Origin of the sequence: Bacillus fonticola (genome assembly GCF_012955605.1) — a bacterium.
Classification (GTDB): Bacteria; Bacillota; Bacilli; order Bacillales; family JC228; genus Bacillus_CG; species Bacillus_CG fonticola.
In genome coordinates this window covers 1,671,807-1,692,526 of sequence record NZ_CP052135.1, presented here as the reverse complement: position 1 = coordinate 1,692,526, position 20,720 = coordinate 1,671,807, and the positions used below count along the sequence as shown (strand labels likewise).

At 47.5% G+C, this 20,720-nt stretch carries 15 protein-coding genes and 1 pseudogene; 14 read left to right on the top strand and 2 right to left on the bottom strand.

From position 1 onward, the window contains the following. The first annotated feature begins 328 nt into the window (after window positions 1-328). The 9 genes from rny (at window position 329) to HHK01_RS15575 (ending at window position 11,793) form a co-directional block, all read left to right on the top strand. On the top strand, window positions 329-1,894 hold the full coding sequence (gene rny / locus HHK01_RS08270) for a ribonuclease Y (protein ID WP_170007342.1): 1,566 nt from the start codon (window positions 329-331) through the stop codon (window positions 1,892-1,894). Between the two features lie 1,167 nt (window positions 1,895-3,061). Continuing rightward, a complete protein-coding gene (locus HHK01_RS08265; RefSeq protein ID WP_170007341.1) occupies window positions 3,062-3,859 on the top strand; it encodes a TIGR00282 family metallophosphoesterase in 798 nt (265 codons plus the stop codon). Window positions 3,860-4,726: 867 nt separating this feature from the next. Further along, complete coding sequence (gene spoVS, locus HHK01_RS08260) at window positions 4,727-4,987, top strand: stage V sporulation protein SpoVS (RefSeq protein ID WP_170007340.1); 261 nt, start codon at window positions 4,727-4,729, stop codon at window positions 4,985-4,987. Window positions 4,988-5,078: 91 nt separating this feature from the next. Continuing rightward, on the top strand, window positions 5,079-6,008 hold the full coding sequence (locus tag HHK01_RS08255; RefSeq protein ID WP_170007339.1) for a dipeptidase: 930 nt from the start codon (window positions 5,079-5,081) through the stop codon (window positions 6,006-6,008). 170 nt (window positions 6,009-6,178) lie between these two features. Then, window positions 6,179-7,207 carry an L-threonine 3-dehydrogenase gene (gene tdh, locus HHK01_RS08250; RefSeq protein ID WP_170008722.1) on the top strand — a complete coding sequence of 343 codons (1,029 nt, stop codon included), beginning with the start codon at window positions 6,179-6,181 and terminating at the stop codon, window positions 7,205-7,207. Next, a complete protein-coding gene (locus tag HHK01_RS08245) occupies window positions 7,208-8,407 on the top strand; it encodes a glycine C-acetyltransferase (RefSeq protein ID WP_170007338.1) in 1,200 nt (399 codons plus the stop codon). Window positions 8,408-8,675: 268 nt separating this feature from the next. Then, on the top strand, window positions 8,676-10,202 hold the full coding sequence (gene miaB / locus HHK01_RS08240; RefSeq protein ID WP_170007337.1) for a tRNA (N6-isopentenyl adenosine(37)-C2)-methylthiotransferase MiaB: 1,527 nt from the start codon (window positions 8,676-8,678) through the stop codon (window positions 10,200-10,202). 6 nt (window positions 10,203-10,208) lie between these two features. Next, window positions 10,209-10,643, top strand: coding sequence for a YlbF/YmcA family competence regulator (locus tag HHK01_RS08235; RefSeq protein ID WP_170007336.1), 435 nt, complete (start codon window positions 10,209-10,211; stop codon window positions 10,641-10,643). 1,012 nt (window positions 10,644-11,655) lie between these two features. After that, window positions 11,656-11,793, top strand: a complete 138-nt coding sequence (locus tag HHK01_RS15575) for a hypothetical protein (protein ID WP_228027752.1) — start codon at window positions 11,656-11,658, stop codon at window positions 11,791-11,793. 88 nt (window positions 11,794-11,881) lie between these two features. Here HHK01_RS15575 and HHK01_RS15925 read toward each other — a convergent pair. Beyond that, window positions 11,882-12,226: pseudogene (locus HHK01_RS15925) on the bottom strand (nuclease-related domain-containing protein); the annotation flags it as partial. A 1,747-nt stretch (window positions 12,227-13,973) separates the two neighbouring features. Between HHK01_RS15925 and HHK01_RS08225 the strand changes: the two are divergent. Continuing rightward, window positions 13,974-14,516 carry an outer spore coat protein CotE gene (locus tag HHK01_RS08225; RefSeq protein ID WP_170007334.1) on the top strand — a complete coding sequence of 181 codons (543 nt, stop codon included), beginning with the start codon at window positions 13,974-13,976 and terminating at the stop codon, window positions 14,514-14,516. 247 nt (window positions 14,517-14,763) lie between these two features. Here the strand turns inward: HHK01_RS08225 and tagU are convergent, their stop codons facing one another. Beyond that, window positions 14,764-15,705 carry a polyisoprenyl-teichoic acid--peptidoglycan teichoic acid transferase TagU gene (gene tagU / locus HHK01_RS08220; RefSeq protein ID WP_170007333.1) on the bottom strand — a complete coding sequence of 314 codons (942 nt, stop codon included), beginning with the start codon at window positions 15,703-15,705 and terminating at the stop codon, window positions 14,764-14,766. Between the two features lie 313 nt (window positions 15,706-16,018). Here tagU and HHK01_RS08215 point away from each other — a divergent pair, with 313 nt between their 5' ends. From HHK01_RS08215 to HHK01_RS08200, 4 genes are all read left to right on the top strand, one after another. Then, on the top strand, window positions 16,019-16,768 hold the full coding sequence (locus tag HHK01_RS08215; RefSeq protein ID WP_170007332.1) for a YveK family protein: 750 nt from the start codon (window positions 16,019-16,021) through the stop codon (window positions 16,766-16,768). Further along, on the top strand, window positions 16,758-17,462 hold the full coding sequence (locus tag HHK01_RS08210) for a CpsD/CapB family tyrosine-protein kinase (protein WP_170007331.1): 705 nt from the start codon (window positions 16,758-16,760) through the stop codon (window positions 17,460-17,462). The genes HHK01_RS08215 and HHK01_RS08210 overlap by 11 nt, the downstream gene beginning before the upstream one ends. A 92-nt stretch (window positions 17,463-17,554) precedes the next feature. Further along, window positions 17,555-18,319, top strand: coding sequence for a tyrosine-protein phosphatase (locus HHK01_RS08205; protein WP_170007330.1), 765 nt, complete (start codon window positions 17,555-17,557; stop codon window positions 18,317-18,319). A gap of 356 nt (window positions 18,320-18,675) precedes the next feature. Further along, entirely contained in the window at window positions 18,676-20,499 is a 1,824-nt protein-coding gene (locus HHK01_RS08200) for a polysaccharide biosynthesis protein (RefSeq protein ID WP_170007329.1), read from the top strand. Window positions 20,500-20,720: the final 221 nt, after the last annotated feature.

Sequence of the window (20,720 nt, the reverse complement as noted above, 5' to 3'; positions counted from 1 at the left end):
CTCATAAGATGAACATAAGGTCCACACAACGTGGGTCAAAAAGGCGTTGCGCTCGCCAAGGATGCCAGTATATCTGCGTTCGCTCACAGAGATGTGAGTAGCTCGGCGTTGCGACATGAACATCGCAAAGTTAGCCGAGGTCCCTTACACGGACGGCGCGTAATTAGCAGGCATTCCTAACTAGACGGAGCGACCTTAGCCTTTCATCCTTACTAGTGTGAGAAACTAAAGGTAAGAAAAGCCAAACAATGGCGGTATTGTGTACCAGTGCCAATGATGTACATGCCGACATGAAACCGAAAACAAGTTCATAGCAAGAGGAGGTGACATGATGAGCATACTTGAAATCATCATCTTCATTTTGCTTGGCCTTCTCGTCGGTATCGTTGTAGGTTATTTTGTTCGCAAATCCGTTTACGAAGCGAAAGTAACCGGAGCTAAACATGCAGCCGATCAAATTGTGGAAGACGCAAAGAGAGAAGCAGATTCTCTAAAAAAAGAATCGCTGTTAGAAGCGAAGGATGAAAACCACAAGCTTCGTACAGAAGCTGAATCGGACATTCGTGACAGGCGGAATGAATTGCAGAAGCAGGAAAACCGACTGCTCCAAAAAGAAGAGAATCTAGACCGAAAAGATGATTCCTTAAATAAACGTGAGTTAACGTTAGATAAAAAGGAGGATTCTCTTAACGACAGACAACAGCATATTGAAGAGATGGAAAGCAAAGTGAATGAGATGGTTCGTAAAGAACAAGCCGAACTTGAACGCATTTCCAGTCTCACCCGTGACGATGCACGGTCGATCATCTTGGAGCGCGTCGAAAACGAGCTTGCTCAAGACGTTGCCATCATGGTAAGGGAAAATGAGTTCCGAGTGAAAGAGGAATCGGATAAACGTGCAAAAGACATTTTGTCCTTAGCGATACAACGTTGTGCTGCCGACCACGTAGCCGAAACAACCGTCTCTGTCGTCAATTTACCAAATGACGAGATGAAAGGTCGTATCATCGGACGTGAAGGTCGAAATATCCGCACACTTGAAACGCTTACTGGTATTGATTTAATCATTGATGATACGCCAGAAGCGGTCATTTTATCGGGATTCGATCCGATCCGCCGTGAAACAGCACGTATTGCGTTAGACAAACTCGTTCAGGACGGGCGCATCCATCCTGCTCGAATTGAAGAAATGGTAGAAAAAGCACGCCGCGAAGTTGACGAACACATCCGCGAAATCGGAGAACAGACGACGTTTGAAGTAGGAGTCCACGGATTACACCCAGACCTCATGAAGATTCTTGGTCGTTTGAAATTCCGTACTTCATACGGACAAAACGTGCTGAAACACTCCATGGAAGTAGCGCAACTTTCCGGGCTACTCGCCGCGGAACTCGGTGAAGACGAAACGCTAGCAAGACGCGCAGGATTGCTTCATGACATCGGAAAAGCGATTGACCACGAGGTGGAAGGCAGTCACGTCGAAATCGGCGTAGAGTTAGCCACTAAGTACAAAGAGCATCCGACCGTCATTAACAGCATCGCTTCCCACCACGGAGACAAGGACCCAACTTCTGTTATATCCGTACTGGTGGCAGCTGCAGACGCACTCTCAGCCGCAAGACCGGGTGCCAGAAGCGAAACGCTAGAGAATTACATCCGCCGCTTAGAAAAACTCGAGGAAATTTCCGAGTCCTACGACGGAGTAGAAAAATCCTTTGCGATCCAAGCCGGACGCGAAGTACGCATTATGGTGAAGCCAGACCAAATCACCGACCTAGAGGCACATCGACTCGCCCGCGACATACGCAAACGGATAGAAAGCGAGCTAGACTATCCAGGCCACATTAAAGTGACCGTCATCCGCGAAACAAGGGCAGTCGAATACGCGAAATAACGTAACGGAAGGCTCAAAGGCGCTTAGTTGTGCTTTTGAGTCTTTTTGTTGCACATAAACTAAAAGAATCCACAGACTCAAGTGGAAATGCGCAGACTGGGGTGGAGATGCGCAGACTCAGGTGGAAATGCTCAGACTGAGGTGGAGATGCGCAGACTGAGGTGGAGATGCGCAGACTGAGGTGGAGATGCGCAGACTGGGGTGGAGATGCGCAGACTCAGGTGGAGATGCGCAGACTGAGGTGGAGATGCTCAGACTCAGGTGGAGATGCGCAGACTGAGGTGGAGATGCGCAGACTCAGGTGGAGATGCGCAGACTGGGGTGGAGATGCGCAGACTCAGGTGGAAATGCTCAGACTGAGGTGGAAATGCTCAGACTCAGGTGGAGATGCGCAGACTCAGGTGGAAATGCGCAGACTCAGGTGGAAATGCGCAGACTCAGGTGGAAATGCTCAGACTCAGGTGGAGATGCGAGACTGGGATGGAGATGCGCAGACTCAGGTGGAAATGCTCAGACTGAGGTGGAGATGCGCAGACTCAGGTGGAGATGCGCAGACTGAGGTGGAGATGCGCAGACTCAGGTGGAGATGCGCAGACTCAGGTGGAAATGCGCAGACTCAGGTGGAGATGCGCAGACTGGGGTGGAGATGCGCAGACTGGGATGGAGATGCTCAGACTCAGGTGGAGATGCGCAGACTGGGATGGAGATGCTCAGACTCAGGTGGAGATGCGCAGACTGAGGTGGAGATGCGCAGACTGGGGTGGAGATGCGCAGACTGGGGTGGAGATGCGCAGACTCAGGTGGAAATGCGCAGACTCAGGTGGAGATGCGCAGACTCAGGTGGAAATGCGCAGACTGAGGTGGAGATGCTCAGACTCAGGAGGAGATGCTCAGACTCAGGTGGAGATGCTCAGACTCAGGAGGAGATGCTCAGACTCAGGAGGAGATGCGCAGACTCAGGTGGAAATGCTCAGACTCAGGAGGAGATGCGCAGACTGGGGTGGAGATGCGCAGACTGAGTTCAAATGAAATACACCAAGTAATCAAGACTATTAAATTGAATTTTAGTGACAATGCTCTACGCAGCAACACCCTCAACCTATTGCACCGTCCCGACCCCTTCGTATATGCTATAAGAAAAAGCTTGTAACTAGAAAGGATTTCATCATGCGAATTTTATTTGTCGGGGACGTTGTGAGTTCCCTTGGAAGAACGATGATTAAAGAATACCTCCCTCGTTTGCGTAAAAAGTATATGCCTCACGCGACGATCGTCAATGGGGAAAATGCAGCTGGGGGCAAAGGGATTACGCATAAAATTTATAGAGAGCTCCGCGAGTGGGGGGCTGATTGCGTCACGCTAGGCAACCATACGTGGGGAAATAAAGAGATATTCGACTTTATTGATGAGGCAGATGCTCTTATTCGACCAGCCAATTTTCCTAAAGGGAACCCAGGAGTAGGTGTGCACACATTGAAAGTGCTTGGCACGGATATGGCGGTCGTCAACATCCAAGGTCGCACATTTATGCCGCCGATCGACTGCCCGTTCGAAACGATTGAAAACATACTTGAGGAGCTAAAGCCGAAGCACAAAGTCATTTTTGTCGACTTTCATGGGGAAGCGACGAGTGAGAAGCAAGCAATGGGTCACTTTCTCGATGGCAAAGTATCGGTATGCGTCGGCACTCATACGCATATTCCAACAGCCGACGCGCGTATCCTCCCGAACGGCACCGCATACATAACCGACGTTGGCATGACCGGACCGTACGACGAAGTCATTGGCACAAAAAAGGATACCATTATACGTCGTTTTCGAACGCAACTGCCAGAGCGGTTTGAAGTGCCGAAAGAAGGAAGAACCCAGTTGAGTGCGGTTGTTGTGGACGTTGACAGCAAAACAGGTACTGCGACGAAGATCGAACAAGTATTGATTAATGACGACCATCCGTTTTTTGATTAAGGTTTTGGAGGGAGGCATTCGGCAGCTGCTGATTGCCTCACTTTGGTGTGGGGATCCAGAGTTCCATCAAATGCAGAAAGTTACTGATTTAATGCTCATATCCCGAGATTAACGCTCATATCCCGAGATTAACGCTCATATCCCGAGATTAACGCTCATATCCCGAGATTAACGCTCATATCCCGAGATTAACGCTCATATCCCGAGATTAACGCTCATATCCCGAGATTAACGCTCATATCCCGAGATTAACGCTCATATCCCGAGATTAACGCTCATATCCCGAGATTAACGCTCATATCCCGTGATTAACGCTCATATCCAGGGATTAACGCTCATATCCGGGGATTAACGCTCATATCCCGAGATTAACGCTCATATCCCGGGATTAACGCTCATATCCCGAGATTAACGCTTAAAAGTCAAAGAACGACTTTGTCTCCGGAAAGCAAGATGAGCCGGTTCCCCTGAGCGAGCTCCTTCCGCTTTTCAGTGTCCAGCTCCAGGCGCTAGGGGACGCGGCGTCATTTTGTTTCCTCCGAAAAAGTCAAAGAACGACTTTGTCTCCGGAAAGCAAGATGAGCCGGTTCCCCTGAACGAGCGCCTTCCGCTTTTCAGTGTCCAGCTCCAGGCGCTAGGGGACGCGGCGTCATTTTGTTTCCTCCGAAAAAGTCAAAGAACGACTTTGTCTCCGGAAAGCAAGATGAGCCGGTTCCCCTGAGCAAGCGCCTTCCGCTTTTCTTCGTACAAGCTGACATAACTTGTGTTTGCCTAGAATATAGTAGCAATGGGACTTGATACATTGATTATTTTCCAGCTAACGCGTACATGAGTAATGTAGAGGGAAAAGACAAGGAGGCGCAAAGAATGGAGATCTTAAAAGTATCAGCGAAATCGAATCCCAACTCTGTAGCTGGTGCACTGGCTGGTGTCCTCAGGGAACGTGGAGTGGCAGAGATTCAAGCGATTGGGGCCGGTGCATTGAACCAGGCGGTCAAAGCAGTGGCGATTGCTAGAGGTTTCGTTGCCCCAAGCGGTGTCAATCTGATTTGTATCCCAGCATTTACAGACATTTTGATTGACGGGGAAGAGCGTACCGCCATTAAACTCATCATAGAACCGCGCTAATTCTTTACAACCTATTTGCCAAATTGGTAGATAGGTTGTTTTCATATGGTCAAAAAAGCGATAGTATGGAACGAAAAGGGGAGAGTACAGTATGCGGATATTTGATCTACATTGCGACACGTTAATGCAGTTGCTTCTGAACCAGGAGACTTCATTCGAGAACAGTCCAAACTTGCACAATACATATGAGCAGCTACAAGAAAACGGTATGAAGGCACAGGCTTTTGCGTTGTATATCCCGGACGACGTGCACCCAGATGTTCGTTTTGAAGCGGCTTTGCAAATGGTTGATATTTTTTATGAGAAAATTTTAGCGGCTCATTCGAATGTCAAATTAATTAAGGGCAAACAGGAACTACAAAATCTCACGTCCCACCAATGGGGAGCCCTCCTCACGCTGGAAGGGTGTGAGGCAATTGGGCAGGACCTCACCAAACTTCGCACATTGCTGCGGCTAGGCGTTCGTTCCGTTGGTTTAACGTGGAACCACGCGAACGCTGTAGCTGACGGTGCTAAAGAACCACGTGGCGCCGGTCTATCAACGTTTGGCTACCAAGTCGTTAACGTCCTCAATGAAACGAAAACGTGGTGTGACGTATCGCACTTGTGTGAGCGTGCCTTTTGGGATTGTATGGAAGTGGCCCAATTTCCAATTGCTTCGCATTCAAACTGTGCGGCCATTAGACCACATGCACGTAATCTTTCCGATAAGCAAATAACAGCGCTACTCAAACGGCAGGGTGTGATGGGGATCACGTTTGTCCCAGACTTCCTCACAGGCGAACCTGTTGCGACGGTAGATGATATCCTCCGTCATGTAGAGCATGTATGTGCCCTCGGTGGGGAGCATCAAGTCGGCTTCGGTTCCGATTTTGATGGAATTACAGAAACGGTAAAAGGTTTGAGCAAAGCGGGCGAGTATCCGAATTTAATAGACGCGCTTCTTCAACGTTACAGCGCCGATCAAGTCGATGGTTTTCTATATCGAAACTTTGCAAATGCGTTGCCTGATCCAGTTTGAGTTGCGAGGATGGCACGCGTGCGACGAATTTTGTAAACGGTTTCACGGCAGTGGTCAATTGTGCACTGGCAATGGACAACGACTTTTCAAATATATGAACCTATGATAAAATACTAAATAAAGACTAAGAGTAGATTCATAGAGGGGTGTTCACTGTGAGTGGAATAACAATGAAAGCAGTTGTAAAGCATGAAAGAGGATATGGCGCTGAGCTTCGCGAAGTCCCGATTCCAAAAGTAGGACCAACAGATGTACTCGTTCGCGTAAAAGCGGCGTCAATTTGTGGGACGGACGTGCACATCTATACGTGGGATGACTGGGCGGCTAGTCGAGTCAATCCTCCGTACGTGTTTGGGCACGAGTTTAGCGGCGAGGTTGTCGAAGTCGGTAGTGCCGTCGCAAACGTCCAAGTTGGCGAGCAAGTATCTGCAGAGACGCATATCGTGTGCGGTACATGTCCACAATGTCTGACAGGCAAATACCACGTCTGCAAAGATACACAAATTATCGGCGTCGACACACAAGGCTGTTTTGCGGAATACGTAGCAGTCCCAGCAACAAACGTATGGAAAAACCCAGCCAATTTGCCAGAAGATATGGCGTCGATCCAGGAACCGATGGGGAACGCTGTGCAAACCGTCTTATCCGGCGAGGTAGCAGGTCAAACCGTCGCGATTATTGGCTGTGGTCCGATCGGTTTAATGGCAGTCGGTGTGGCCAAGGCAGCTGGAGCAACGCATGTGATCGCGCTTGATGTGAACGAATACCGGTTAGAACTCGCGGGAAAAATGGGCGCCACGACGGTCATTAACTCAAGCAAAGAAGATCCAGTCGCGCGCGTAAAAGAACTCACAGACGGTCATGGAGTCGATGTCGTTTGTGAAATGAGCGGACACCCGGTGGCGATGGACCAAGGCTTTAAAATGGCGACGAACGGCGGACGCATTTCCATCCTCAGCTTGCCAACGAAGCGTGTCGAGATTGACGTCACGAACGATATCGTCTTCAAAGGGCTTACCGTACAAGGAATCACCGGTCGCCTTATGTTTAAAACATGGCAGCAAACGTCGCGTCTGCTCTCATCAGGACAAGTCGACGTGACACCAATCTTAACGCACCACCTACCGCTTGAAGAGTTCGAAAAAGGCTTTGACCTGATGATTAAAGGGGCTTGTGGTAAAGTAGTATTACATCCGTAAATGGCAAAACAGGAGGCGACAAGTGTGAAAGGTTTTGAATACTTACAAGCAGAACTAGACCAAATGAAGCAAGAAGGAACGTTTCGTAACCTTGTACCGATCGAAAGCGAGCAAGGCTCAAAAGTACAAATTAATGGGAAAGAAGTCATCCAGCTTTCTTCTAACAACTATTTAGGTTTGACAGGTCACCCGCGCTTACGCGAAGCGGCTTTGCGCGCTGTTGAACAGTATGGTGCAGGAACAGGATCTGTACGCACGATCGCCGGCACGTTCTCGATGCACAAAGAACTAGAAGAAAAGCTAGCGAAATTCAAACACACAGAAGCTTCACTCGTATTCCAATCAGGCTTCACGACGAACCAAGGCGTTCTTTCTTCGATTTTGACTAAAGAAGACGTAGTGATCTCGGACGAATTGAACCATGCTTCGATCATTGACGGGATTCGCCTCACGAAAGCCGGACGCAAAGTGTATAAACACGTCGATACGGAAGACTTGGAAAGAGCACTGAAAGAAACGCAAGACTACCGCAAACGGATCATCGTCACAGACGGCGTCTTCTCAATGGACGGAAACATCGCGCCACTACCGCGTATCGTTGAGCTTGCGGAACAATACGACGCGCTTGTGATGGTCGACGATGCCCACGCTTCAGGTGTTTTAGGTAAGAACGGACGCGGAACGGTGAACCACTTCGGACTAGACGGACGCGTGCACATCCAAGTCGGAACTTTATCCAAAGCGATCGGCGTACTCGGTGGCTACGTGGCCAGCACGCGCACACTCATCGACTACCTAATTCATAAAGGCCGCCCGTTTTTGTTCAGTACATCGCATCCGCCAGCAGTCACCATGGCTTGCGACGCGGCGATCGACGTTTTGCTAGAAGAACCAGAACTCATCGATAAGCTCTGGGACAACACAAAGTTCTTCAAACAAGGACTCGCTGACCTCGGCTTCACAACCGGTCCAAGCGAAACGCCGATCACCCCAGTACTTGTAGGAGACGCGGCGCTGTGCCACCAATTCTCAGACAAACTATTAGAACACGGCGTATTTGCCCAAGGAATCGCCTTCCCAACCGTAGCGAAAGGCAAAGCACGCGTGCGCACAATCGTGACTGCGCAGCACTCTAAGAAAGAGTTGCAAGAAGCGTTGGATATGTTTGAAAAGGCTGGGAGAGAGTTAAATATTATCTAAAGTGACAAAGGAGTCCGCCTAGTTGTGGTGGGCTCTTTTTCTGTTAATAATCCATCAGACCCTACCGCTTTTCTAACAGAGTTTTGTTTCATCAAGTATACAGCCCAATCCCGTCCGTTGTCATACGTTGTTCATTGTATTTCCTAGGCATAGCCCTTATAATGTTAAGATATGAACAAGTCCTCGGGGTCCCATGCGATGTGGGTCAGAAAGGCGTCGCAAACGTAGCCTTTATCCCTGTACAGAGGAAAGGAGATTTACAACTCAAATGAACGAAGAACAACGGCTACACAGTCAACAAGCAAAGCAGTCTTCTTCAAAAGAGAAAGACTACAGCAAATACTTTCAAGCAGTCTACATGCCTCCTTCGTTAAAGGAAGCGAAAAAACGTGGAAAAGAAGAGATCTCTTACCATAAAGATTTTGCTATTCCAGAAGAGTTTGCCGGAATGGGACAAGGCAAAAAGTTCTATATTCGCACATACGGTTGCCAAATGAACGAACACGATACAGAAGTGATGGCTGGGATTTTTATGGGGCTCGGCTACGAACCGACCGAAGTGCCAGAGGAAGCTGATGCGATCCTACTGAATACGTGCGCGATTCGCGAAAATGCGGAAAACAAAGTGTTTGGAGAGCTCGGGCACTTGAAGCATTTAAAGCTTGAAAAACCAGGACTACTTCTCGGAGTGTGCGGCTGCATGTCCCAAGAAGAATCTGTCGTCAATAAAATTTTAAAATCCTATCCGTTTGTTGATATGATCTTTGGCACGCACAACATTCACCGCCTTCCAAACATTTTGCACGAAGCGTACATGCAAAAGGAAATGGTCATCGAAGTGTGGTCCAAAGAAGGCGACGTGATCGAAAACTTGCCACGCGTCCGCAAAGGCTCGATCAAAGGTTGGGTCAACATTATGTACGGGTGCGATAAGTTTTGTACGTACTGCATCGTGCCATACACACGCGGCAAAGAGCGGAGTCGCCGGCCAGAAGAAATTATTCACGAAGTGCGCCAGCTAGCGGCTCACGGCTACAAAGAAATTACGCTTCTCGGCCAAAACGTCAACGCGTACGGCAAAGATTTTGATGATCTCGAATATGGTCTTGGCGATTTGATGGATGATTTGAGAAGCATCGACATCGCGCGTGTTCGTTTTATGACGAGCCATCCGCGTGATTTTGACGACCATCTAATTGAAGTATTAGCGAAAAAGGGAAATCTAGTCGAACACATTCATTTGCCAGTTCAATCTGGATCAAGCGACATTCTAAAAATCATGGCGCGCAAATACACACGCGAGCAGTTTTTAGAGCTCGTAGGCAAAATTAAACGCGCGATTCCAGACGTCGTGCTCACGACCGATATCATCGTCGGCTTCCCGAACGAAACGGAAGAACAGTTCGAGGAAACGATGTCGCTCTATCGCGAGGTCGGATTTGACACCGCATACACCTATATCTACTCACCGCGCGAAGGAACGCCTGCTGCTCGGATGAAAGATAATGTACCAATGGAAGTCAAAAAGGAACGTCTGCAACGCTTGAATGCACTCGTCAATGAGTTCAGCAAACGAGCGATGGACCGCTACGAAGGTGAAATTGTCGAGGTGCTCGTCGAGGGCGAAAGCAAGAAAAACGCAGAGGTGCTCGCCGGTTACACGCGCACAAGCAAACTCGTCAATTTCAAAGGGCCAGAAGAAGCCATCGGTCAACTCGTCCTAGTCAAAGTAACAAACACAAAAACGTGGTCACTCGACGGAGAAATGGTCGGGTACGCACTCAGCCTGAGGTGAACTAAAATGACAACATACACAAAAGACGACATCGTAGGAAAAGCACGCGATCTTGCGCGCATGATCGCTGAAACCGAAGAAGTAGACTTTTTCAAACGCGCCGAAGCCCAAATTCAAGAAAACAAAAAAGTACGCGAACTCATCGCAAGCCTAAAAAGCCTGCAAAAACAAGCGGTCAACTTCCAACACTTCGGAAAAGAGCGCGCATTGAAGATGACAGAAGAAAAAATCGCAAAAGTTGAAGAAGAAATCGACGCGATCCCGCTCGTCCAAGAATTCAAACAGTCACAAATGGAAGTGAACGAACTACTGCAACTCATCGCCAACACCATTTCCAACACCGTGACAAACGACATCATCGAATCCACAGGCGGCGACCTACTCCGCGGCATGACCGGAGCCCAGTTGGAAAGTACAAAAAATCGCACAAAATTATCATAAGAAGGAAGCAGCGAGCCCTTGGGTGAGCTGCTTTTTTTTTGGGAGGGGAGTCAAGCCGAGTGCTTCAATAAACTCTAAGTTGAATTAATTTCAAATGATCTATTATCATTGCACGATACACAGAGTCATGGAGGAATGCTCAGACTAGGCCGGAAATACGCAGACTCAGGGCCGGATACACAGACTCGGGAGGAAAAGCTCAGACTCAGGGCCAGATACGCAGACTCGGGAGGAAAAGCTCAGACTCAGGGCCGGATACGCAGACTCAGCGGAAAAAGCTCAGACTCAGGGCCGGATACGCAGACTCGGGAGGAAAAGCTCAGACTCCGGGCCGGATACGCAGACTCAGGGGAAAATGCTCAGACTCAGGACCGGATACACAGACTCGGGAGAAAATGCTCAGACTCAGACCCGGATACGCAGACTCGGGAGGAAAAGCTCAGACTACGGGCCGGATACGCAGACTCGGGAGAAAATGCTCAGACTCAGGCCCGGATACGCAGACTCGTGGGAAAATGCTCAGACTCAGGCCCGGATACGCAGACTCGGGGGAAAATGCTCAGACTCCGGGCCGGATACGCAGACTCGGGAGGAAAAGCTCAGACTCCGGGCCGGATACGCAGACTCGGGAGGAAATGCTCAGACTCCTGGACGAAAACTCACTGATTAAATTCCATTCAATTACTTTTTTCCAAAACTTTCCCATTTAATACTTCATCACCAAAACTTTCAAAGTTAAAAACGTATCTCGTCGCTTTAGATTTCCCTACCGTGGATAATCCCATAGAATTCAAGAGGTAGTAGGCAACATGTCGTTTATCAAGGCCGAGAAAGTCACAACATTCCCTAATAGAAATACTCCGTTGAACTAGTAAAAAATAATCAAGCAAAGCAGCTATATGTGCAGTTCTCGAGCGGAACTTGCAAACACTACATTCCCAGCTGCGCCTTTTCCATGTCATAGATAGATTGTTGCATTTTTCACACTGAACCCCTTTGCGCAATGTCCCCGGTGGTATATCATACTTCTTCAAAAGTGCGTGAATTAGAGGAGCATGTTTATGAAGTAGGCGTGTTTGAAGTCGTTCAAATTGAGAAGTTGTTAGAAGATTTTTTGAATGAAAATGGTGATGCTTTCTTATCCGATTGACTACGTTTTCGACAAGAATTAGTTGGGAAATATATTTCGGTGGCGGTGAGCTCGTTTCTAAGATGATAGAAGGATGAGTGAAGGCAACAATGGAGTGAACAGGAAGGTTATCTACTTCCATCCATCTAAACAAGGATTGTAAATGGGACTGTTGTCGCGCGCTTTGGGCGATGGGATTTTCGATGCGTTCTTTTGTTTGATCATTTTTAATACGAATGCATTGGTCAAAATCGTTCTCGAAAATAAGTTTTCCACTCAAATGTTTCGCCTCGATGATCAGTGCAAATGATGGGGTGAGTAGCAAAGTGTCCAACTGGAAGGGATTCTTGTGGTCGAAGAGTCTCAAGTTATGGAAAATCGCAAAATGAGGACTCGTGATGCCAGATAAATGATAATCCAGTATTTGTTCTCCCCTATAGCCGGCCCTGTACATTGCCAAATCAGTCTCCATCATAGAGCGTTTCCGATGATTCGGGAAGGTTCTTCTAAATAACGCCTCATAACTTAGAATTACAGCTGGATACTCTCTCGTCTTTACAATCAAATTATCACTTCCTTTAAAAGATCATATGAAACCCTATTCGACAATAAAATCTATAACCCTGCAAAAAAATATTTTCTTGTTCAAAGTTCAACATTCTCAGATGGTACAAGGTGATACACAGACTCAGGCCCGGATACGCAGACTCAGGGGAAAATGCTCAGACTCAGGGCCGGATACGCAGACTCAGGGGAAAAAGCTCAGACTCAGGGCCGGATACGCAGACTCAGGGGAAAAAGCTCAGACTCAGGGCCGGATACGCAGACTCAGGGGAAAAAGCTCAGACTCAGGGCCGGATACGCAGACTCAGGGGAAAAAGCTCAGACTCAGGGCCGGATACGCAGACTCAGCGGAAAATGCTCAGACTCAGGGCCGGATACGCAGACTCAGGGGAAAATGCTCAGACTCAGGACCGGATACGCAGACTCAGGGGAAAAAGCTCAGACTCAGGGCCCGGATACGCAGACTCAGGGGAAAATGCTCAGACTCAGGGCCGGATACGCAGACTCAGGAGGAAATGCTCAGACTCAGCGGAAAAAGCTCAGACTCATGGCCGGATACGCAGACTCAGGGGAAAATGCTCAGACTCAGGGCCGGATACGCAGACTCAGCGGAAAAAGCTCAGACTCAGGGGAAAATGCTCAGACTCAGGGCCGGATACGCAGACTCAGCGGAAAAAGCTCAGACTCAGGGGAAAATGCTCAGACTCAGGGCCGGATACGCAGACTCAGCGGAAAAAGCTCAGACTCAGGGCCGGATACGCAGACTCAGCGGAAAAAGCTCAGACTCAGGGCCGGATACGCAGACTCAGCGGAAAAAGCTCAGACTCAGGGCCGGATACGCAGACTCAGCGGAAAATGCTCAGACTCAGGGCCGGATACGCAGACTCAGGGGAAAAAGCTCAGACTCAGGGCCGGATACGCAGACTCAGGGGAAAAAGCTCAGACTCAGCAGCTCGATACGCAGACTCAGGGGAAAATGCTCAGACTCAGGGCCGGATACGCAGACTCAGGGGAAAAAGCTCAGACTCAGGGCCGGATACGCAGACTCAGCGGAAAATGCTCAGACTCAGGGCCGGATACGCAGACTCAGCGGAAAATGCTCAGACTTAGGGCCGGATACGCAGACTCAGCGGAAAATGCTCAGACTCCAACGCACAAATCCCAACCCAAACTAAAACTTACATGTAGCAATCGGCCTTAGCCGATTGCCTCCACATCCACCCACCAAAAACTGCACACATGTACAACCGCCACCTAGAACTAATCCTGAGCAGGGGCTCACCTCCCGAGCAAGGGCTCACCTCCCGAGCAAGGGCTCACCTCCCGAGCAATGGCTCACCTCCCGAGCAGGGGCTCACCTCCCGAGCAATGGCTCACCTCCCGAGCAGGGGGCTCACCTCCCGAGCAAGGGCTCACCTCACGCACCAAACAGATCGTAACACCCATCACCCCGCCCATCTTTCCCGCAATCAGTGTTCCTCGCCTACCTATGCGCATACAATGCAACTAGGGTCGTGCCCATCCGCTTCGGTCAGAGGCCAAGTGAACAAGCGGGGAATCCAATCCATGATTGCCTCGCACACTAGACTCTTGTCCCGCATAGGATGAAGTGAAAACACTAGAGGAGGTTCGCTCGCATGGCTGACTACAGAGAGATTATTACAAAGGCAGTCGTAGCGAAAGGGCGCAAATTCACGCAGTCCAATCATACGGTTTGCCCGTCCGAAAACCCTTCGAGCATCTTGGGTTGCTGGATCATCAACCATAAATACGATGCGAAAAAGAAAGGGAAAACAGTCGAGATCAGCGGGTACTATGACATAAATGTTTGGTATTCTTACCATGACAACACAAAAACAGAGGTTGTCACTGAAAAGGTACCTTACACAGACGTCATCAAGTTGAAGTATCGTGACCCAGATTGCTTTGACGATGACGAAGTGCACGCGCGTGTCTTGCAACAACCGAACTGCGTAGAGGCCGTCATTTCGCCAAACGGCAACAAAGTTCTTGTCAATGCAGAGAGAGAATTACTTGTAGAAGTAGTAGGAGAAACGAAGATCGTCGTCCATGTCTATAAAGGAGATTATGAAGACGAACACGATTGGGAGCTCGACGTCAGTGACGAAGAGTTTGAAGAACTGAATCCAGATTTCTTAGTCGGATCTGAAGAAGAATAATACGCTAACTAGGGGGAGCCTTTCTTCCTAGTTTTTCTTTTTCAAAAAACATCCATGAACTGGGCACTCAACCATGCATGGAAACTAGTCACAAAGCAGTCGAGTTGTGATCAAGGCGGTGCGAGTGAAGCCCCATGTAGTTTATCAATCAACATCCGAAGTTGTTTTTCTAATAGGATACATCATATGTTTTTAGGACTTTGCGTAACTCGGCCCCTTTTCCACAAAAAAGCCAGTACAAGAGAAATCACTCCTGGACTGGCTTTGCGTCTAGCTCTAAATGTGCTTTCAGTTCGTTTTGAACCGCGATTCTTTCTTCCTCTGGCACAATGTAATAGTAAATCCCGTCAATCCGCGTTCCGCTACCGGCGATTTGATCTTGCGTAATGTCGTTCGTGGCACGCTTATAATTTTGCTGAATATCGATCATCTGTTCAAACGTCAAATTCGTCTTCACATTGCTCCCGATCGCGGCAAAAATGTCGTCAAAGTTCCAAAGGGAGGAGAGGCTCGCTCCTTCTTTGATGATGCTCTCAATCATTTGGCGTTGGCGCTCTTGTCGTCCGAAATCGCCGCGTGGATCGTCATACCGCATACGAGCAAAGGCCAACGCTTCCTCGCCTTTCAATGTCACTTCGCCTACTGGAAAGTCGTACCCTGCATTGGAAAACTGTAATTCATTGTCAACGGTCACACCACCAACCGCATTGACAATATCTAAAAAGCCCTCCATATTAATCTTCATATAATAATCAATCGGAATATCAAGGAAGTTCTCCACTGTATTCATCGACATGTCCACCCCACCGAACGCGTAGGCGTGATTGATTTTGTCAACCGTTCCCTGCCCAACAATGTCGACGCGCGTATCCCGAGGAATGCTGAGCATTTTAATAGATTCTTCGTTCGGATTCACCGTCACGACGATGATCGTATCAGACCGTCCGACGTCATTTTCACGCTCATCTACACCGAGCAACAACATAGAAAACGGCTGCAGCTCCTCAAACTTCACTTCTTCAACACGTCTTGTCGATTTTTCGCGATCGATCGGTTCATTCATCGTTTCAACTGCTTTATTTAAAGACTGATAGACAGTAAACGCATACGCACCGCCACCTATTAAAAGTAACGCGAGGACGATGAGCGTTACTTTTATCCAAGTTTTTTTCCTCTTTTGCGATCTCAAATCAGTTTCCTCCTACGAATATGGGTCTGTCATACGGTTCAACATGTATAAATAACGGAAGTATAGTCAGATTCATGGTAAAACTTTCACTTACAAAGAGTACGACAAAATGTGCTACAATACAACATATATTTCAATAGCTAAACAAGGTGACCACTTGCATAGTTTTGGATGAATTGTAAAAAAAGGTCGAATGGTGTTGCGTCTTCGTAAGCTGTTGCTTTATCATAGAGAAGCAATCCTTTTTATTCAAGATATCATGTGTAAATGAGCAGATCACGTACTTGTACTTCAAGAAGCTTAGGAGGACCCCATGGAAGAAACGATTAGTTTACAAGAATTATTTCAAACGTTAAAAAAACGCATGCGACTCATTCTGTCTATCACACTCATTGCCACTATTGTGAGCGCCATCGTTAGTTATTTTCTATTAACCCCAATCTATCAATCTTCAACACAGCTCTTAGTCAATCAGTCGAATGAGGAGCAAACAGGTTACAACACAAGTCAAGTACAGACGAACTTACAATTGATTAACACGTATAACGTCATTATTAAATCCCCAGCCATATTAGATTTAGTCATTGAAGAGTTGGGCCTAAATATGACAGTGAATCAGCTAAATGAAAAGATCACCGTGCAAAGCGCAACCGATTCGCAAGTAGTGAATTTGTCGGTTCAGGACGAAGACCCACAAGTTGCTGCAAACATCGCCAATACGACAGCAGAAGTGTTCCGAACTGAGATTGTCGACTTAATGAACGTGGACAACGTCAGCATATTAGCCCAAGCCGTTGTTGGGGAAAATCCTGCTCCAATCAAACCGCAACCCGTACTCAATATCGCGATCGCCCTCGTGGTCGGTCTCATGGCAGGAGTCGGACTCGCTTTTCTCCTAGAATACTTGGATAACACGGTCAAAACAGAGCAAGATATCGAAAAGCTGCTGGAGCTCCCGGTATTGGGGGTTGTAACCACTATTAGTGAGCAAGAGGTAAAGAAAGTGGTCATGGAGCGACAAGAAAAACAAAAGAAACGGCGAGGTGAGCGTGTTGGTGCTTAAAAGAAAAGGAAGAATAGCGGTGAACCAAACGCAACGCAAGCTCATTACAAACGTCAATCCAAAATCACCGATATCCGAACAATACAGAACGCTACGAACGAACATCCAGTTTTCCTCTGTCGATCAACAATACCGTTCAATCATGGTCACCTCAGCAGGGCCAGGGGAAGGAAAGTCGACAACAGCAGCCAATTTAGCGGTCGTTTTTGCACAACAAGGGAAAAAAGTATTACTTATCGATGCCGATTTACGCAAGCCGACAGTCCACTACACGTTTAGCTTTGCGAATACCGTAGGACTAACGAATGTGTTGACGAGATTAGCAGACTTTCAAGAAGCTGTGAGAGCGACAAGAATTGAAAATCTGGACGTGCTCACGAGTGGACCGATCCCACCAAACCCTGCAGAACTATTAAGCTCGCGTTCGATGGGAGAGTTTCTACAAGAGGCGTATACCGAGTACGATTTGCTTTTATTCGACACGCCACCCGTTTTAGCGGTGACAGACGCTCAACTGCTGGCAAATTTATGCGACGGTACGATTCTCGTCGTATCCAGTGGCAATACCGAAATCGAAACCGCTACGAAGGCGAAGGAATTGTTACAAGCAGCACAAGCAAAGTTGCTCGGAGTCGTGCTGAACAACAAGGCAATCGACAATTCCAATTACTACTATTACTATGGGTCAAAATAATTAGACACAATTCGACAAAATACACCGGTTTACAAAAAGTGTCGAACTGTTATGCTAGAATAGAATAAAGCGGGACTAAAGGAGGGGTACGTATGATTGATATTCACTGTCACATTTTACCGAGAATTGATGATGGACCGAAAACGTTATTTGACAGCCTCAATATGGCAAAAGCAGCCGTACGTGACGGCATCCATACGGTCATTGCTACCCCTCACCATAGCACCACGTACTACAACGCAAAAGCAGACATTCTTCACTACGTACAAGATTTGAACGACGCTTTGCAAGAAGAGAACATTGACCTGAAAGTACGACCAGGTCAAGAAACACGCATTTACGGAGAACTCGTAGAAGACCTTAAAAAAGGAGACATCCTCCCTTTAAACGAAACGTCTTCCTACCTATTTATAGAATTTCCTTCAAGTGGAGTGCCGCTCTATGCGGACAAGCTACTGTACGACATCCAAGTAGCCGGCCTAACCCCTGTGATCGTGCATCCAGAGAGAAACGCCGAGCTGATCGAACGACCAGGCAAACTGTATCAGCTAGTCAAAAACGGAGCCGCCACGCAAATTACAGCAGGTAGCTTAGTCGGCGATTTCGGTAAGAAGATATCGCAATTTTCACAACAGATCATCGAGGCAAACTTAACGCATTTCATCGCATCAGACGCACACAACACGACAAACCGACCGTTCAAAATGGCAGAGGCGATGAACTTTGTGGAAAAGAAGTATGGAGTGGATATGCTGTATTACTTTACGGAAAACGCGGAATTGCTTTTGGAAGATAGTTCTATCATTCAGGAAGTGCCACAGCGGATTGCAAAGAAGAAGTTTTTAGGCATTTTTTAGGACAACATTCTAGCAATACACAACTAGAGAATTATAGGATGAAAGGCTAAAGTCGCGACGTCAAGTAAGGAAGGCAGGCTAACTGCGCGCCGTCCTTGGCGCAACGCCTTTCTGACCCACATCGTGTGGTCCCGGGAATGTCTCCTAACCGTTATCAACGGAGGCACTCGGCTATGCTGTGGGACTGGTGAAAAACCCAGCCCTTAGACACGTTCGTTGTCGGTGGTGTGGTGTGAGGAGGGGTTGAATGCCCTTTAAATATTTAATGAAAGGGCATATTCACTATGTGCTTTTTCATTAAATATTTATTTTCTACATGATTATATTACTATACTAAAAGAAAAGAAGGGATTACATTGAGCTACCAAAGCCGAGTTTCCTTATTGGTTTTGTTGGATTCGGTCATCGTATTATCAGCTATTTATTTTAGTTATCTCATTCTTTTCCCACAAATTAGCACGTATACGCTACAAACCTTACTCATTAGTTCGGTCGCTCTACTCATTAGTCATCATGTGTTTGCCTTTGTATACCGTCTTTATCAAAAGGCGTGGGAATATGCGAGTGTTGGAGAAATGGCAGCGATCATCAAAGCCATTACGTTTTCCGTTGCGACAACGGGTGCTGTGCAGTTTGTGATCAATGGAGATATGTACATGCGCGTATTGGCAATTACATGGATGCTACATATTATTCTCATCGGTGGCTCACGCTTCTCATGGAGAATGTATCGTGATCGATTTATTAGATCGAAACAACAAAAGAAACGAGCGCTCATCGTCGGTGCAGGTGCAGCGGGAACGATGCTCGTCCGCCAATTACTAAAGAGCGTAGATTCAGCTATTGAACCGGTTGCTTATGTAGATGACGATCCGAGAAAACAGAAATTGCAATTTTACGGCGTAATGGTACAAGGGAAGACAGCAAACATTCCAAAAATCGTCGAGAAATATAAAGTAGAAAACATTATCATTGCGATTCCGTCACTGAGTCACAAAGGCGTACAAAGTATTTATCAGCAGTGTAGTAAGACGAAGGTGAAGACGCAAATCATGCCGATGATTGAGGATATTGTTTCGGGTAAGGTGTCGGTGAACCAGTTTCGGGAAGTGCAAGTGGAGGACTTGCTTGGGCGAGATCCGGTCGAGCTGGACGACAAATCAATAGCAAAGAAACTTACCGGGAGAACGGTTCTCGTTACAGGTGCTGGTGGGTCGATTGGGTCGGAAATTTGTCGGCAGGTTTGTAAGTTTAAACCGAGGAAGATCGTACTGTTGGGACATGGGGAAAACTCTATTTATCAGATTGATATGGAGCTGAAAAATCGTTACAAAGAAGAGTTTGCGATTGTACCAGTGATTGCAGATGTTCAGGATCGGGATCGGATTTTTGAGGTATTTGAAGAGCACCAACCTTCGGTTATTTATCATGCAGCGGCGCATAAGCATGTGCCCTTGATGGAGTTTAATCCTAAAGAGGCGGTGAAGAATAATGTGATTGGGACGAAAAATGTGGCTGAGGCTGCGGATACCTTTGGGGTGAACACCTTCGTGCTCGTTTCGTCTGATAAAGCGGTGAATCCTACTAATGTGATGGGGTCAACGAAGCGGATTGCTGAGATGGTGATTCAGAATTTGGACAAGCAGAGTCAAACGGATTTTGTGGCGGTGCGGTTTGGAAATGTGCTCGGAAGTCGGGGGAGTGTGATTCCGTTGTTTAAGAAGCAGATTCAGGCTGGTGGTCCGGTTACGGTGACGCATCCTGAGATGACGAGGTATTTTATGACGATTCCGGAAGCTTCTCGGCTTGTGATGCAGGCGGGTGCTTTGGCGCGTGGTGGGGAGATTTTTGTTTTGGATATGGGCGAGCCGGTTAGAATTGTGGATTTGGCGAGGAATCTTATCACGCTTTCGGGTTATACGGAAGAGGAGATTGAGATTAGTTTTTCGGGGATTCGTCCTGGGGAGAAGATGTTTGAGGAATTGTTGAATGAGAATGAAGTGCATCCTGAGCCGGTGTTTCCGAAGATATTTATTGGGAAGGCGGTTGAGGAGGATTTTTTGAGGGTGAGTAGGTTGATTGAGTCTTATGATTCATTTGAAGGTCCTAGTTTGAGGGATTATGTGCTTTCGTTGGCGAACAGGGAAGAGGTTCGTGTGGGTGAGGTTGTGAATCAGTAGGGTGTGTGGTGAGAGATTCTTTTGGGAGTTGGGGAATCCTTTTTTGGGAGAATCTTGCGATTCTCTGTTGTGGATCTTTTTTTGGGAGAATCTTGCGATTCTGTTGTGATCTTTTTTGGGAGAATCTTGCGATTCTGTTATGGATCTTCTTTGGGAGAATCTTACGATTCTACTGTGAGCCTCTTTTAAGTACATTTATTGCACATTTGTTAACTGATACA